The following is a 15,823-nucleotide window of genomic DNA, read 5'->3' as shown; positions in this document are numbered from 1 at the left end:
GATGGAGCGTGCGCCACAGTTCAACGTACGGGTTTATGGTTTGCTCATAGACAGTGCCAGGCGGGTATTGGTTTCGGATGAATTTATCCGGGGTGCTTATTTCACTAAGTTCCCGGGTGGCGGGCTTGAATTTGGCGAGGGTACGCGGGATTGTTTAAAAAGAGAATTTATGGAGGAGACCGGTTTGGATGTGCAGATCGGTTCTCATATATATACTACTGATTTCTTCCAGATCTCGGCTTTCAACAATAAAGACCAGATCATTTCGATCTACTATTTTGTACATGCAGCGGAGCCTGTAAACCTGGTCACTCATCATGTGCCATTTGCATTTGAGCCATGGCAGGTTGCTGATAACAACGGTACTGCGGAAGCTTTCCGCTGGATAGGCTGGGATGAATTAACCGTGGATACGGTATCATTACCTATAGACAAGGTTGTTGTTTCGATCGTAACATCCGGGCAGGTTACCCTGCCGTGGGAATAACCGTTTCCGGTTCCCTGCCCATAGCCGCCGCCTTCATATTACGGGCGGTTTCTTTACCGAGGTATTTTTCAATTCTTTTTTCTGCGATATAGATCACCGGGGTGAGGATAATAGCCATGGTGAACTTGTACATATAGTTCATGATGCCTATTGCCAGGATCTGCTGCCAGGAGAATATACCGCTAAATGCAATAAACAATACGATATAGCTATCGATGAGCTGGGAAACCAGTGTGGAGCCTGTGGCACGTAGCCAGATATGTTTTTCTCCTGTAGCTTTTTTGATCCTATGAAAAACAGCCACATCCACCAACTGGCTTACGAGGAATGCCACGAGGCTGCCGACGATAATGCGCATGCCCTGGCCGAAAACGCCGTTAAAGGCATCCTGCATATTGGGGATGCCATTTTTAGTTTGACTCCCCAGCCAGAAATCTGCTGCAGGGACGCGGATAGCCGTATAGAACATGAGAAAGGCGTAGCTGATGAGCATGACGGCGGTGTAGGAGATCCGTTTTACCGCTCTGGGGCCGTAGAATTCGTTCACGATATCGGTCATGATAAATTCCAGTGGCCATAACAGCACGCCGCAGGTAAGCGTAAAGGACAGATGCTGCTGTCCGAAAAGTGAGAAATCGGCGTTGGGGATACCCAGCAGTTTTTCCAGAGAAAAGAGTTTTCCTCCTATACATTCGGCTATGAGGGCGTTGGCCACAAAGAATGCGGCGAATGCCAGGAATAATTTAGTGGGTTTATCGTGCAGTATTTTATGAATCATTGGTAGATGGCTAAAAAGTAGATCAATTGCGTAAATAAGAAGAGCGCGTTTATGATGGGCAGCCAGGCAGGGGCCGGCGTTTTTTTAAGTTTGATCCAGCGGAAACCCGTTGCAGCAAAACAAATGAGGTTCAGCAATGGTGAAACGGGAATCCAGCCCATGATAAGGATGAGGCCTGTGACCGTTTCGGGGAAGGCGACATGGGTATAACGCAGCAGCAGACAGCCTATAAAGAAGATGTTACAGATAAAAGCTATCCGGGAAACGAATAAATGCCATTTATTAACCATGATTCGTGCAAAATACTTTTAATTTGCCGTGCTATAAGTAATAACATGAAGAATTTTAGCTGGAAAAAGGTAGTACCGCATCTGATTGCCATAGGTATTTTTTTAGTTGTTGCGTTAATTTATTGTCGTCCTGCCCTTGAGGGAAAGGTGTTGCAGCAGAATGATATCGTGCACTGGAAAGGGATGGCGCAGAACTCTTTCGCGTATAAAGAGCGTACGGGGCATTTCCCGTTATGGAATACGACTTTGTTTGGCGGGATGCCAGCTTACCAGATAGCGCTTGAGGGTAAGGCCATTATGCCCAACCTGCATTCGGCGGCCACTTTGTGGTTACCGGCTCCGGCAGCTTTCTTTTTCTTTGCCTGTATCTGTTTTTATGTACTTACACAGGTGCTGGGGATACAATATGTTATTGGTATACTAGCCAGTTTAGGTTTTGCCTATGCTTCGTACGACCCTGTGATCATTGTTGCGGGCCACGAGAGTAAGATGTGGGCGATGGCCTGTATGCCAGCGGTGCTTGCCGGATTATTGCTGATATATAACAAGCGGTATCTTGTGGGGCTGGCGCTTACAGCGCTTACGGCCACCTGGCAGATAGGCTTTAACCACCCCCAGGTTAGTTATTATTTCTTTATTGCCGCGGGCATCATCACGCTTGGTTTCCTGGTTCAGTGGATAAGAGCGAAGGAATGGAAACACCTGGTGGTATCGTTATCGCTGGCGTTGTTCGCAGGTTTTATAGCCTTTGCCAATACTTCGATGACATTGCTGACGACCCAGGAGTATGCCAAGTACACGATGCGTGGTGGCAAACAAATTGATATACAGGGATCGGAAATCAAAAAGGTGAACACCAAGGGACTAGACCTGGACTATGCTTTTTCGTACAGCATTGGTAAGGATGAGATCCTTACTTTTATAGCCCCCAATGTTTTTGGCGGCGGTTCTTCAGAGTCTATGGGCGATGATCAGCATTTCATCGATGCGCTGGTTAAAAAGGATGTTCCCGAGCAAAGTGCCATGCAGCTGGCGTCGGGCTTACCCAAGTACTGGGGTGGCATCAGCGAAGGCACGTCGGGTCCTGTTTACCTGGGTGGCGTTGTAGTGCTGCTTGCCCTTATAGCCCTTGTAGTGGTAAAACAACCACTTCGCTGGTATATACTTGCAGCTGCCGTATTCACTATTTTCATTGCATGGGGTAAATACTTCGCCGGGTTCAATACAATACTTTACAATTATCTGCCGCTGTTCAACAAGTTCAGGGCTCCTTCGATGGCGCTGATCATTCCACAGCTGTTATTTCCTTTGCTGGCCGCCATGGCGTTGCAAGAGATCTTCTTTACCGCTGACGGCGCTGAAAGGCTGAAGAAGTCGTTCAAGCCCATTTTGTATGTGATCGGGGGATTGATTGCGCTGGTGGGGATCCTGTATCTTTTCAATGATTTCAGCGGAGGTATTGACGACGAAATACTGAAGGCTTATGGTGGTGACGGTGGTGGCGGCGCCGGAAGAACAATTGTATCTGCCCTCCAGGAGTCACGCAAGGCCATGTTCCTGTCGGGTTTGGGCAGGGTGATCTTTTTTGCAGCCCTGGTGACAGGGTTACTATTCCTTTATATCAGGAAGGCTATCCAGCCTGTTGTTGCGGTAGTCATTTTCCTACTCATCAATACCATCGATCTTCTGATCGTTGACAGCAAGTATCTTAACAGCGATCATTTTGTAGATAAAGAAGACTATACCTCCAGCAATTTCACTCCTTCGGCTGCCAATACTGCCATTTTGCAGGATAAAGATCCGCATTACAGGGTTTACAATCTGGCTCCTGACCGGTTCAGCGATGCGATCACCAGTTATTTCCACCGTTCGGTAGGTGGTTATCATGCAGCGAAGCTGGCTATTTACCAGGATCTGATAGCGGGTCAGTTATCGAAGAGTCCTTTAAATATGGCTGTTCTCAACATGCTGGATACCCGTTATTTCATTATTCCTGCGCAGCAGCAGCGTCCTACGCCGATGGTAGAAAAAAATGACGGTGCTTTAGGGGCGGCCTGGTTTGTAAAAGGTATCCGTTCTGTAAACGGGCCTGTAGAAGAAATGAAGGCTTTGGATAAGTTTAATCCACAGGACACAGCGATCGTTGATAAGAGTGCGTTTGGCGTTACAGATGCCCCGGTATATGATTCTGCCGCCAGCATCAGCCTGGTTAAATACGATAATGACGCTATTCAATACAATACCCAATCGGCCAGCAAGCAGTTTGCGGTGTTCAGTGAGATCTATTATCCTGCGGGCTGGAATGCTTATATAGACGGGCAGAAAGCGCCTTATGTAAAGGCAAACTATGTACTCAGAGGCATGGCTATTCCTGCCGGTAAACACACTATTGATTTCCGTTTTGAACCTCAGTCGTTTAAGACGGGCCAGACGCTGGTGTATGTTGGTAACATACTGTTATTGCTAAGCCTGGCCCTGGGCGTTTTTGCAATATGGAAACAAAACAAGAAAGAGAAAGCTATCTGATATTATCGCTGATCCCTTATAAGGTTCTGCCTGCCCAAACGGGCGGGCAGAAGGCTATTGTATTGTTAGAACGTTTTCTTTCCTTACAGACATCGCTGCTGGCGGTAAGCGTAAAAAGCAATATGCCTTCCCTTGCGGCGGCTGAGGACATCGGGCTGGAGAATATCATTTCAGATAGTGCCACGCGGTATATCAATCCTTTTTATTATTTCAGGCTGGCCAAACTTATCAGGCGGTACCGGGTGAAATACCTGCTAATAGAACATCCTTACTGGGGATGGCTGGGGCTTTTGCTTGCCAAGGGAACCGGGGTAAAACTCATCATTCGTTCCCATAATATAGAAGCATTCCGCTGGAAGAGCCTTGGAAAGTGGTGGTGGACCATTCTGGAGAAGTATGAGGGATTGGTGCATCGCCGGGCAGATTACAGTCTTTTTATCCAGGATAATGACAGGCAGATAGCACTTACACATTATAAAGTACCCGCCAGCAAATGTATGACCGCTACCTATGGCGTTACCTGGCAAAAAGCACCTGAAGTTACAGAGAAGCAGGCAGCCAGGGCTTTCCTGTTGCAAGCGCATCAGATACCTGCCGACCATACCATTCTTTTATTTAACGGTGCACTTGGTTACCGGCCCAACAGTGCTGCTGTTGCCGCTCTTGTTGAGCGGGTAAATCCTTTATTGCAGGCATCGGGATTGTCTTATACCCTGGTTATATGCGGCAAGGGGCTTCCCTCCTCTTTTAATAACCTGGAGGCTTACAAGCATCAGCGGGTTATTTATACCGGCTTTGTAGAAGATATAGACGTCTATTTCAAGGGAGCTGATGTTTTTCTTAATCCTGTTATCGACGGGGGTGGCATCAAGACAAAACTTATCGAGGCACTGGCCTGGAATACCTGTTCCGTATCGACTATGAACGGAGCGCTTGGCGTTACCGAAAAAGAGGCCGGGAACCAGCTGCTACTGGTTCCGGATCATGACTGGGCTGCTTTTGCTGAAGCTGTGTTATCTGCGGCGGCAACTAAAGAAAGCCGTTTTACGCCTGCTGCTTTTTATTCGCATTTTTACTGGGGCAATATTGTTCGGCGGGCACTCGATTTCATATCAGCGAATCAATAAAACAGTTCCCTGCCGTAATACCGGGCCACACAAGGCGGTAGCACTGATTATATAAACGTATGCTCCTGTTGGCTGGGGTTCTCCTTTGAAGGTGCCATTCCAGCAGTCTGCAATATTGTTTGAGACGAAAACCTGTTGTCCCCATCTGTTATATACTGCCAGCTGCAGGTTTTGCAATTGTCCCCAGTGTTTAATTCCGAAGCAATCGTTTTTACCGTCTCCGTTAGGCGTAAATGCTGTTGGCACCAAATAAAGATTTTTGTCTTTGTTCTCGTCGACGATTACGGTTACAGAATCGGTAGTGGAGCAGTTGCCGTTAGACACTTCCACATAATATTTGGCTGTTTGGTTAATGGAAACTGAAGGAGACGCGATTGCGGGATTGGAGAGACCTTCTACTGGAAACCAGCGATACCCGGCGCCACCTGTAGCGAGAAGGCTGGCTTCGCCTATTGCGCAGGTAATAACGTTAGAGACTGTAACGTTTGTTTTGGGTAGCGGCGTAACATTTACCTGTGAAAGCAACGTATCTTTTTTATTACAAGCATCGTGGACCATTGCTATTTTGTAAACGGTGGTAGTTGCGGGCGTTACGGTTACGGCAGCTCCCTGCAGTACGGGATCCGGGGAATCGTTCACGAGCCAGGTATAGCGGGTAGCACCGGACGCAGTGATATGCACTTGTTCGCCTTCACAGATATCGGATACAGCAGGCTGAATCGCGAAATCGGGCCCAGGTGTAACGGTAACATTAAACGTTTTGCTGGCGGGACATGAAGGTATATCATAGGCCTTTACTGTGTAAACGCCTGACTGCCGGGGATAGATTTTAGGAGCTGCCACATCGGGATCGGCAATGAACTGTTCGGGGCTCCAATGATAAACAAGCGCCCCGGACGCCACAGGGCGTGCCGTATCGCCTGCACAAATAGTTTGATTGGTTACCGACGCGAGATCCGGAGATGTTACTTTAGCCACTTTTACCGAATCGTACACCATTGTTACGGGACCAAAAAAGATGTCGTCCAGAGCGAAGTCATTTCCAGCGATTTGGGTGTTCTTATTAACGACGCAGATATTAGCAGCGGTTGCGCTGCCTGCATTCCATGTCATAAAAAACTGTTTCCAGTTACAGGTTGCAGGATCTGCTTCAAAAATGTTGCCTATTGGTTTCCCATTAATATAGAATTGCAGTTTTGAAGGATTTGCAGGATGCAGGGACTGGAGCCACGCGGAAAAGACATAATTTTTATTGGGCGTTATATTACTGATCGTTTGACACCAAACACTTACATCGGCGGCCGGGCTTCCGTTTACCATAAGCATATTACCATTACCACCTGTATGATCGGAACATGCCTGCATGGAAGGGTTCCAGGTACGGGGGCTGCCGGCGACGTTATATTGTCCTTCCACGCTATTATAACTGGCGTAGTTGTAAGCGGAGCTAAAGCCCGTATTACCGAGGGAGAAGTCGCCATTATTCACCATGTTTGCGCCCTGTTTTAATGTATGTACAAAGTAGGTGGTAGCGGTGGAGGGTGTTGCTACCGGTTCGGCTATAGCTGCATTTGAAAGCGTTGCGGCGGGCGTCCAGCAATAATTGAGGCCGGTCTTTGCAAGCAGTTTAATGGGTTTATTATCGCACTGGGCCGTATCGTGCCAGGCGAGCATTTCTTCACGCTGCAGGCGGATATCGATATGCTTTTCAGCGACATCAACACAACGACCAGTACCAGCTGTCAATTTTACGGTATATGTATCATACTTACTGTAGGTGTTCAATGGCTTTTCGATATTACCGGCTTTATTTCCATCGCCAAAATCCCATGACAGTGCATATTTTCCGAGCGTGCCATTATGATATGTTACAGCCAGCGGATTGCAGAGATCCTGTTCATAGCTGAAATCGGCCACTGGTTGATCGACAACGACGATGGGTTTACAGACAGTCGTTTCGGTGGGTAAGCCGGCATCGACCAGTAAGTTTACATTATGGATACCTGTTGTTGTATATACAAACGGGGCAGGCGTGGACGTTGTATTACCTACGGCATTGGAACTACAGCCCTCGAAGCGAAGACGTGTAAGGGTGTTATTATTAGCGTTCGCAATAAAGCTATAGAGGTCATTGTTTACGCGGAATAGTTTTGAAATGGTATGTGGAAAATTCAGGTTACCGATATTACCCAAAGTCACAGCAGTAGGCTTTTGAGTAAGATCGGTTCCGAAGTCCAGCCGTACCATATCGCTGGCGGACGAGTTGTTGGTAAAGAAACCTATAAGCCGGCCACAGAAGTCTATGATGTAAATATCACGTGCACTTATCATTGTGTTGTTGATATTGCCCATATTTACTACAGAAGGAGTATTGGTAAGACTGCTACCAAAATCGAGTCTTGCCAATGAAGAAGCTGTGGAGTTACTATAACCGGAGGCGCTGTTCACAATGAAAGCATGCCAGCTGCCTGTGCGGCTTTTCATCACAAAAATGCCTGTCGGATAATTGAAGTCGCCTGTTTTTCCTAACCGGACTGCTGTTGGGGGGCTGCTAAAATCCGTTCCGAAGCTGAAGCGAATAACGGAATTGCTTTCACAATCGGTTGTAAAACCATACCATTGGCCCGCATCCTGAAAAACGTGCAGGTCTACCGGATAAGCGAGTCCCCCGATATTGCCCCAGTTAGTACCTATGGGGTTGGTATTAGTAATATTGGCGCCGAGTTCTATTTTCACTATGCGTGGAGAAGATCCACCCAAATTGGAGCCACCTACTGCGATGATAAACCATTTGCCTGCGGTTTTAACTACCTGTAATCCTTCGGCATGATTATTCGGAATCACACCAACTTGTCCTATCCGTACTGCTGTGGGGGTATTAAGCAGGCTGTTTCCAAAATCGAGGCGAACGAGTCCTGAACTCAGGTTCATCACGAATGCATAGAAATTACCACCCTCTTCTACGTAATCAATAAATACCGGTGTACTCAAGGATCCGTTAGGGTTACCAATATTGGATCCGGTGGGTGGTGTTTGCGCAAAATCGGTTACACAGAAGTTCCATTTGTAGGTAGAGGCACCCGTAGAGGTATTTGTTACCTGTACGGGGGTATTTATACAAACGGTATCGGGCATGGTAAAGTTTGCTACGACCTGGGCTTTCAGGTTTGAAACAGTAAGCAGCCACAAGCAGCAACAGGCTATAAGAAGACCTGAAGGCTGTTTTAAAAGGGAGGGTTTCATATTGTTATAAGTGTTTCAACAAGTCGAGAAACTTATGCATACCTTTCAATTTATCGGGTGTCAGCAGATAGTCGATGTTGCGGGTATAATAAGTTTCAAGATCATAAATATCGTAAGGGTTTTCAGCCACCACTTCCTGAATCCTGTTCAATCCCATTCCATTTGCTTCATTAAAGGCAGTCAGAAAGTTTTGCGGGAGCTGTTTATTGGCTATCCAGGCTGCAAAAACGAAGGGAAGTCCGGTCATTTCTATCCATCCTGTTGCCAGGTCATAAATATACGGCGAAAAAGCTCTTTGTTGCAAGGCTCTGTCGCCAATGACCACACCTGCGGTTGTGCCTTTAATCTGGCTGCGATAGTCTTCACCAGCGGCATCTTCGAGGAGTGGATCTATTTTCCAGTGGTGTTTCATCAATACTTTGCAGAGATTTACGGATGTTCTGCTCTGATAGTCCAATAAAACCTTTTGCACCTGCTGAACCGGCACCTCACTAAAAAGGCAAACGGAGGCCACTTCCTGTGAAGCTCCGATGCAATAACCGGAGACGATATGCCATTCTTCAAGTCTTGGTATGATAGCTACCGGCACGAGGCCTACGTCGATGGTTCCATCGACCAGCATGGCTGCGATACGGGCGGGATACTCTTCAATCAATTCCATCTGCGCGAGCAGTTCTTCGGATCTTTTTACTCCGTACAAAAGGGGTTTTGTATTCAAATAGCTTACCGCCCCTACCTTAATCTTCTCCAAATCTGTTACTTTTGCCTGCAAAATTAACCGGACGGAAAAGAAAACTCAAATAAAACACATGGAGTTAAACAATCTTACAGCTATTTCACCTGTCGATGGTCGTTATCGGAGGCAAACTGCGTTCCTGGATAGCTATTTTTCTGAATTTGCCCTTATCAAGTACAGGGTTATTGTAGAAATTGAATATTTTCTTTTCCTGGCCGACAAGCGTTTTTTCAAGTTATCTGCCAAGGGCAGGCAGCAACTGAGAGAAGTTGCGGCTAACTTTTCGGTAGAAAATGCGGAAGCGATCAAAAAGATCGAGTCTGTTACCAACCATGATGTAAAGGCTGTTGAATATTTTCTGAAGGAGCAGTTGGAAAAGGCTGGAGTATCGGAAGCTACGGAGTGGATCCATTTTGGTCTTACTTCACAGGATATCAATAATACTTCTATTCCTTTAAGCTGGAAACATTGTATGGAGCAGGAGTACCTGCCAGCAGTGGTTAACCTGCGCCAGGCGTTGCACCAGCTGTCGACCCAGTGGAAAGATATTCCCATGCTGGCTAAAACCCATGGTCAACCTGCCTCTCCTACCCGTTTGGGCAAAGAGATCATGGTATTTGTAGAAAGGCTGAACAACCAGGTTGAATTGTTTTCTTACATACCTTATGCCGCCAAGTTTGGCGGGGCAACCGGTAATTTCAATGCACATGCCATTGCTTTTCCAAAGAAAGACTGGGTAGCGTTAGGCAATGCTTTCGTGGAAGACGTACTTGGCTTGCAGCGTATGCAATTCACTACGCAGATAGAGCATTACGATAACCTGGCAGCCCACCTTGACGCCATGAAGCGTATTAATACGATACTTATTGATCTGTGCCGTGATATATGGACCTATATCAGCATGGATTATTTCAAGCAAACTGTAAAGAAAGGCGAAGTTGGCTCTTCGGCTATGCCGCATAAGGTGAACCCGATAGATTTTGAAAATGCGGAAGGTAATCTTGGTGTAGCCAATGCATTATTAGCGCATCTGGCAGCTAAACTACCTATAAGCCGTTTACAGCGTGACCTTACGGATTCTACCGTATTACGTAACCTGGGTGTACCTGTGGCGCATATTTTTATTGCGCTGGCTTCTATCAATAAAGGACTGGGCAAGCTGTTGCTGAATGAGGCGAAACTTAAACAAGATCTTGAAAATAACTGGGCGGTAGTTGCGGAAGCTATTCAAACAATTTTACGTCGTGAGAACTATCCCAAACCTTACGAGGCACTTAAGGAATTGACCAGAGGTAAGGCAGCGATCACCAAGGCTGATATTCATGCATTTATCGGTACTTTGAATGTAAGTGCAGCCATTAAAAAAGAGCTGAAAGCTATTACGCCACATAATTATACCGGAGTTACTGCTGCGTTTTAGTGTTCTTAACATTTTATTTATACTAAACAGGCAGCACCCAAAACAGGGAAGGAATCTTTTCATAAAATGCTTATGAAATATTCCTTCCCAAAACTACCAGTTGCTGCTATAGTAATAGCAATAGCAGCGGGGGCCTGCATCAGGACAAACGATTACCCCGCGAAGGTTTATGGTTATAAACCTATTTACAGCACCAATTCCCATTCGAAAGAAATTAGTTACAGCGCCAGCCGGCCGGTAACACATGCAGGTAAGATATACCTGAAAGACCATTTCATATACCAGGTGGACCAGGGTACCGGCATTCATATTATGGATGCCAGTGATCCTTCGCATGTTGTATCGAAAGGTTTTCTTGTTGTTGATGGTTGTGAAGACCTGGCCATCAGCGGGCATCATTTGTATGTGAACAGCATTACAGACCTTGTAACCATTGATATTTCGGACATTACACATCCTGTAGAGGTTAAACGTTTAGACAGTACTTTTTACAACAATCATTTATCGGAAGTTCCTCCCAGCAGTGGTTACTTTGAATGTCCTGATGCCAGTAAAGGGACTGTAACTGCGTGGTACCAGGATACTATCAACAATCCTAAATGTTTTTATTAAAACCTATATCATGACACTTACTATTAAAATTATAACGATACTGGCAATAGCCAGCATAGCGACAGCATGTTCCAAATCGACAGATTCGCGCAGCAGCCAGGCTGGCACCGGCGGATCGCTGGCTAAGTTCACCATTAGTTCAGGTTATCTTTACACTGTAAATTATAGTGAGCTCAAGTCGTACGACATCAGCAATCCTGCTGCTCCTGTATATAAGCATACAGCTTCTGCGCCGCAGGCACAGACGATATTTTCTTACAATGACAATTTATTCATAGGCGCCCGGGACGGGATATTCATTTATGATATTTCGAATCCATCGAAGCCAACCCTCAAGGGGCAGGCCTCGCATTTAAGGGCCTGCGATCCGGTTATTGCCGAGGGGACTTATGCTTACTCTACTTTACAGGGTAGCAGTACCTGCGGCAACGTTAACCCGGGGCTGTACGTTTATGACATTACCAATATTATGCAGCCGGTGCTGAAACAATATGCAAGCATGCCAAAGCCGAAAGGATTGGGATTAGCTCAAAACACATTGTATGTATGTGGAGAAGAGTACGGCATGACCATTTTTGATGTAAGCAATCCTGAGTCACCCAAAGAGAAAAAGGTTTTAAAAGACGATACTTCGTACCAGGATGTTATTGTTGCAGAAAACGCACTGATCTGTTATGTAAACAGCGGCTTATTGTTGTATGATATAACAGATAGAGAAAATCCTATATTATTGCAAAAGATCAACCAATAAACCTTTATATGCAGCTATTAAAGGCAGTGATGCTGTCAGGCGTCTGCTCGTTGCTAACGTTCACTCTTACAGCCCAGCGTGTAACACCTATTTCACCCCGACCTGTATTGAAGCATCCGTCGTCATCGTCAAAGTCGTTCTCGCGGCGTGCGACCACGTATGTGCCACCGGAAGTCCCGGGGAAGGGATTTTACCTATCGCTGGCCCCGTTATCGCTCATAGATCCTATAGAGCCATCGGTGAATTTACATTTCATGTATGCGACCGGAGACAAGCTGGCGTTTGGGATGGAAGCGGGATATATTTATCATTATCCTGAAGCGGGTGACCTAGCCAATGGGTTTCGTTTACGACCGGAGGTAAGATTTAAAAATATATTGAAGGCGGGGCGGATGGATAGTCCGTGGTATTTAAGTGTGCAGGGGATGTTCAAGCAAACCACTCAGCCGTTCGATTATGATGAACTGGTAGTGTTATCACCTACTGTAAGTTTTACAAGATTTCATTCCACACGTTTACGCAGAACAGTTACCGGTTTAAACGCGCTAATAGGCAAAGAGCTGTTTCTTTCCCGGGAGTCGAAGCATTTATTCGTGGATATTTATGCCGGAATGGGGTTTCGCTATCGCGTTGTAAGACTTGATGACGGGGCGAGCCGGGAGATCATAGAAGACTTCAATAACGGGGACTGGCTGCGGATACGGAAGATCCGCAATACTGATGGCGCAGGCCTTAGTTTACTGCTAGGCCTGCGCGCGGGATGGAAGTTTTGATCTTATTTATGGATCTCACTGGTAAAGTGAAATTTGATATCGGGGTTGTTCTGGATCTCGGTATTCAGGAACCATTCACTTTGCGCCAGGTAAACCGGGTGGCCGTCTTTGTCTTCGGCTGAATTTACTTGTTTGAAGCGCAGGAAGTCATCTAGTTTCTGCTGGTTTTCGCTGGTAAGCCAGCAGGCCTTATAGAAGGGCATTGTCCTGAATTCACAGGCAGCGCCGTATTCATGAAGCAGGCGGTACTGGATAACTTCGAACTGGAGTTCACCTACGCAACCGATGATCTTTTTATTGCCGCCGAACTGCGTAAACAGCTGGGCGACGCCTTCATCGGTAAGCTGGTTGATGCCTTTTTCCAACTGTTTGGTTTTCATGGGATCTTTATTCACCAATTCCTTAAAAATCTCAGGAGAGAAAGAAGGAATACCTGTGAAATAAAAGTCCTCGCCTTCGGTAAGCGTGTCACCTATTTTGAAGTTGCCGGTATCGAACAAACCAATTACATCGCCCGGGTAGGCATCGTCGATGACGTCTTTGCTGCGTGCCAGGAAAGAATAAGGGTTGCTGAAGCGGATGTCTTTATCGAGCCTTACGTGGTGGAAGTATTTGTTTCTTTCAAACTTACCGGAGCATACGCGCAGGAAGGCGATACGGTCGCGGTGTTTGGGGTCGAGGTTGGCGTGTATCTTAAAGATAAAGCCGCTGAATTTGTCTTCGCCGGCGCTCACCACGCGGGCTGTTGTTTCGCGATCGCGGGGAACCGGAGCGATGTCTATAAAGGTGTCGAGCATTTCTTTGACACCAAAGTTATTGATGGCGCTACCGAAGAAAACGGGCGCTACTTTACCTGCGAGGTAATCTTCCGTTGCCAGGTTGCCATACACACCGTCGATGAGTTCTACATCCTCCCTGAGCTGGGCGGCGTCTTTATCGCCTACCTTTTCGTCGAGGATGGCGTTAGACAGATCGGCAATACTTACGGAATCTTCGTCGTCGGAAGCCTTGGTATTGGCGGTAAACAGCTGGAGGCTTTTGTTATGGAGGTTATAAACACCTTTAAAGTCCTTGCCGCTGTTGATGGGCCATGTAAGCGGGTGTAACTGAAGGCGCAGTTCTTTTTCAATTTCTTCGAGCAGGTCGAAGCGGTTTTTGCCGTCGCGGTCCATTTTATTGATGAATACGATCACCGGGGTATCGCGCATGCGGCAGACCTCCATGAGGCGACGTGTCTGGTCTTCGACACCGTTGACGCTATCGACTACGAGTACGACGCTGTCAACTGCGGTAAGGGTACGGTAGGTATCTTCCGCAAAGTCTTTGTGACCGGGTGTATCGAGCAGGTTGATGAGTGTATCGCGGTATTCGAAAGTCATTACGGAGGTAGCAACGGAGATACCTCTTTGTCTTTCGATTTCCATGAAGTCACTGGTCGCGTGCTTTTTGATCTTATTGCTTTTTACGGCACCGGCTGTTTGGATGGCGCCACCGAATAACAGAAATTTTTCTGTAAGGGTAGTTTTACCAGCATCCGGGTGAGAGATAATAGCAAAGGTTTTGCGGCGATTAATTTCCTTTTCGTATTTCATAATTAAGCCCGCAAAGGTAAGATTTTACTTATTCCACCACAACTTAGTTCCTTTAGTGTTCCCTCCTATTGCTGCACCTGCGGCATTATAGTTTTCGCTGTTGATATTTCCTTCGGTGATGGGATAGGTGAGTCTGTAGGGTACACCTGCAGTAACAGACTGATCGAGTATTGTTCCGGGTGTTACAAAGAGCGATTCGCCGCCTGGTTTCCTGAATTCAAGTCTTGTTCTTTCGAACCAAGCCTGGAGGCCCTGCATATACAGCGCCAGCCATTTCTGGGAGCCTATGCGGTTGCGCCAGTCGGATTGCAGGTAAGGCACCCTGGCGATGTAGGCGTTGATGGCAGCGGTATCGGTCACCTGCCAGAAGGCCATGCTGGAGCGGATACCTGCGTTATAATGCTCCTGAGCAGTGCTTCCGGTGGTGAAGCCACGGGCGGCAGCTTCTGCCAGGGCGAAATCGACTTCCGCCTTCAGCATGATAATACCGGGGAAAGTTGGTGAGTAAGGTCTGACGCCGGGATAAGAATAAAAAGTATAATCATTCCCAAAGGCACCTAATCCGTATACTTTGCCCCTGATCACAGAATCGGAGGTTGCCGGCCTGGCGTAAAGCGGCAGGCGGGGATCCTGGATAGATTGCATATAATCGACGAGGGTTTTACTCACCAGGTAATCGTTAGGGATGCCGGTACCGGATTCCTGGTTGAACGGGAACTGGTCGGGAACGGCTGAGAGGTAAGGAAACAAAGCGTTATCGGTGTTGGCTGTCATTACACCGTCCTGAATTGCGGCTTCAATTATGGGCCTGGCCTTGTCAGGAGCCACATCAGCCATTCTGATACCAATTCTCAGTTTCAGGGAATTAGCCAGTTTACGCCATTTGGCGATATCGCCGTTGAAGATCTTTTCGCCGCTTCTGAAGTTACCACCCGATTCGTCGAACCTGGTGAGTTGTGTATTGATCCTGTTGACGAGGCTGTCGTAGATAGCAGCTGCATCGTCGTAAGAAGCGGTAAAGTTTTCCAGTCCTTTCAGCGCATTGGAATACGGGATATTACCATAAACATCGGCAAGTACCTGGAAGATCCATACGGAGAGGATATTGGCGATGGCTGCTTCATTTGCAGGCACTGCCTCCGGATCCTGGTTGTGCATTTTTATGATCTCGTCGAGGTTGGTAAGCGCAGTGCTATAGAGGTTCCATAACAGGTTATTGGAGCTTTCTTCAAGCATATACTGGCTATGGGATTCGTTCTGAGACTGTGACCAGTATTGTGCATATAACATGCCTACCCTGCCGTTGACGAAATTATTATAGATAATATCCGAAGCACTTCTTTCGGCACCTGTGATCAGGGTTTCGGGTGTTGCTTCGGTAGGCCTGGTAGGATCACGGTTCAACTCGTCGAAGTTTTTGGTACAGGCGGCGAGGCATACCGGAAGTAAGAGAATCAGCCCTTTTTTTATAATAGCATGTTTCATGTA

13 protein-coding genes are annotated in these 15,823 nt (G+C 46.9%); 7 read left to right on the top strand and 6 right to left on the bottom strand.

What is annotated here, in order from left to right; genetic code table 11:
* The first annotated feature begins 1 nt into the window (after position 1).
* A complete protein-coding gene (locus ESB13_RS03745) occupies positions 2 to 487 on the top strand; it encodes an NUDIX domain-containing protein (protein ID WP_129001686.1) in 486 nt (161 codons plus the stop codon).
* Here the strand turns inward: ESB13_RS03745 and ESB13_RS03740 are convergent.
* Complete coding sequence (locus ESB13_RS03740; RefSeq protein WP_129001685.1) at positions 468 to 1,265, bottom strand: queuosine precursor transporter; 798 nt, start codon at positions 1,263 to 1,265, stop codon at positions 468 to 470. The genes ESB13_RS03745 and ESB13_RS03740 overlap by 20 nt on opposite strands.
* A complete protein-coding gene (locus ESB13_RS03735) occupies positions 1,262 to 1,555 on the bottom strand; it encodes a hypothetical protein (protein WP_129001684.1) in 294 nt (97 codons plus the stop codon). The genes ESB13_RS03740 and ESB13_RS03735 overlap by 4 nt, the downstream gene beginning before the upstream one ends.
* A 45-nt stretch (positions 1,556 to 1,600) precedes the next feature.
* Between ESB13_RS03735 and ESB13_RS03730 the strand changes: the two genes are divergently transcribed.
* Complete coding sequence (locus tag ESB13_RS03730) at positions 1,601 to 4,081, top strand: YfhO family protein (protein ID WP_129001683.1); 2,481 nt, start codon at positions 1,601 to 1,603, stop codon at positions 4,079 to 4,081.
* A complete protein-coding gene (locus ESB13_RS03725; RefSeq protein ID WP_129001682.1) occupies positions 4,048 to 5,208 on the top strand; it encodes a glycosyltransferase in 1,161 nt (386 codons plus the stop codon). The genes ESB13_RS03730 and ESB13_RS03725 overlap by 34 nt, the downstream gene beginning before the upstream one ends.
* Here the strand turns inward: ESB13_RS03725 and ESB13_RS03720 are convergent.
* Both ESB13_RS03720 and ESB13_RS03715 read right to left on the bottom strand, forming a co-directional pair.
* Complete coding sequence (locus ESB13_RS03720) at positions 5,194 to 8,451, bottom strand: T9SS type B sorting domain-containing protein (RefSeq protein ID WP_129001681.1); 3,258 nt, start codon at positions 8,449 to 8,451, stop codon at positions 5,194 to 5,196. The two genes, ESB13_RS03725 and ESB13_RS03720, sit on opposite strands and share 15 nt — an antisense overlap.
* Positions 8,452 to 8,455: 4 nt before the next feature.
* Positions 8,456 to 9,202 (bottom strand): menaquinone biosynthetic enzyme MqnA/MqnD family protein, encoded by a 747-nt coding sequence (locus ESB13_RS03715; RefSeq protein WP_129001680.1) that lies wholly within the window; start codon positions 9,200 to 9,202, stop codon positions 8,456 to 8,458.
* A gap of 58 nt (positions 9,203 to 9,260) precedes the next feature.
* Between ESB13_RS03715 and purB the strand changes: the two genes are divergently transcribed.
* The 4 genes from purB (at position 9,261) to ESB13_RS03695 (ending at position 12,743) form a co-directional block, all read left to right on the top strand.
* Positions 9,261 to 10,607: an adenylosuccinate lyase gene (purB, locus tag ESB13_RS03710; protein WP_129001679.1), complete on the top strand. Its 1,347-nt coding sequence runs from the start codon at positions 9,261 to 9,263 to the stop codon at positions 10,605 to 10,607.
* 72 nt (positions 10,608 to 10,679) lie between these two features.
* Positions 10,680 to 11,219: an LVIVD repeat-containing protein gene (locus ESB13_RS03705; RefSeq protein WP_164974085.1), complete on the top strand. Its 540-nt coding sequence runs from the start codon at positions 10,680 to 10,682 to the stop codon at positions 11,217 to 11,219.
* Between the two features lie 10 nt (positions 11,220 to 11,229).
* Positions 11,230 to 11,970, top strand: a complete 741-nt coding sequence (locus ESB13_RS03700) for an LVIVD repeat-containing protein (protein ID WP_129001677.1) — start codon at positions 11,230 to 11,232, stop codon at positions 11,968 to 11,970.
* 8 nt (positions 11,971 to 11,978) lie between these two features.
* A complete protein-coding gene (locus ESB13_RS03695; protein ID WP_129001676.1) occupies positions 11,979 to 12,743 on the top strand; it encodes a hypothetical protein in 765 nt (254 codons plus the stop codon).
* A 2-nt stretch (positions 12,744 to 12,745) separates the two neighbouring features.
* On the opposite strand, the gene ESB13_RS03690 is transcribed toward ESB13_RS03695, so the two are convergent.
* Both ESB13_RS03690 and ESB13_RS03685 read right to left on the bottom strand, forming a co-directional pair.
* The gene (locus ESB13_RS03690; RefSeq protein WP_129001675.1) at positions 12,746 to 14,335 is read right to left on the bottom strand and encodes a peptide chain release factor 3; all 1,590 of its coding nucleotides are present in this window, start codon (positions 14,333 to 14,335) and stop codon (positions 12,746 to 12,748) included.
* A gap of 24 nt (positions 14,336 to 14,359) precedes the next feature.
* Positions 14,360 to 15,820: a SusD/RagB family nutrient-binding outer membrane lipoprotein gene (locus ESB13_RS03685; RefSeq protein WP_129001674.1), complete on the bottom strand. Its 1,461-nt coding sequence runs from the start codon at positions 15,818 to 15,820 to the stop codon at positions 14,360 to 14,362.
* Between the last annotated feature and the right edge of the window lie 3 nt (positions 15,821 to 15,823).

Origin of the sequence: Filimonas effusa (assembly GCF_004118675.1) — a bacterium.
GTDB lineage: Bacteria > Bacteroidota > Bacteroidia > Chitinophagales > Chitinophagaceae > Filimonas > Filimonas effusa.
This window is presented reverse-complemented; position numbering and strand designations above follow the sequence as displayed.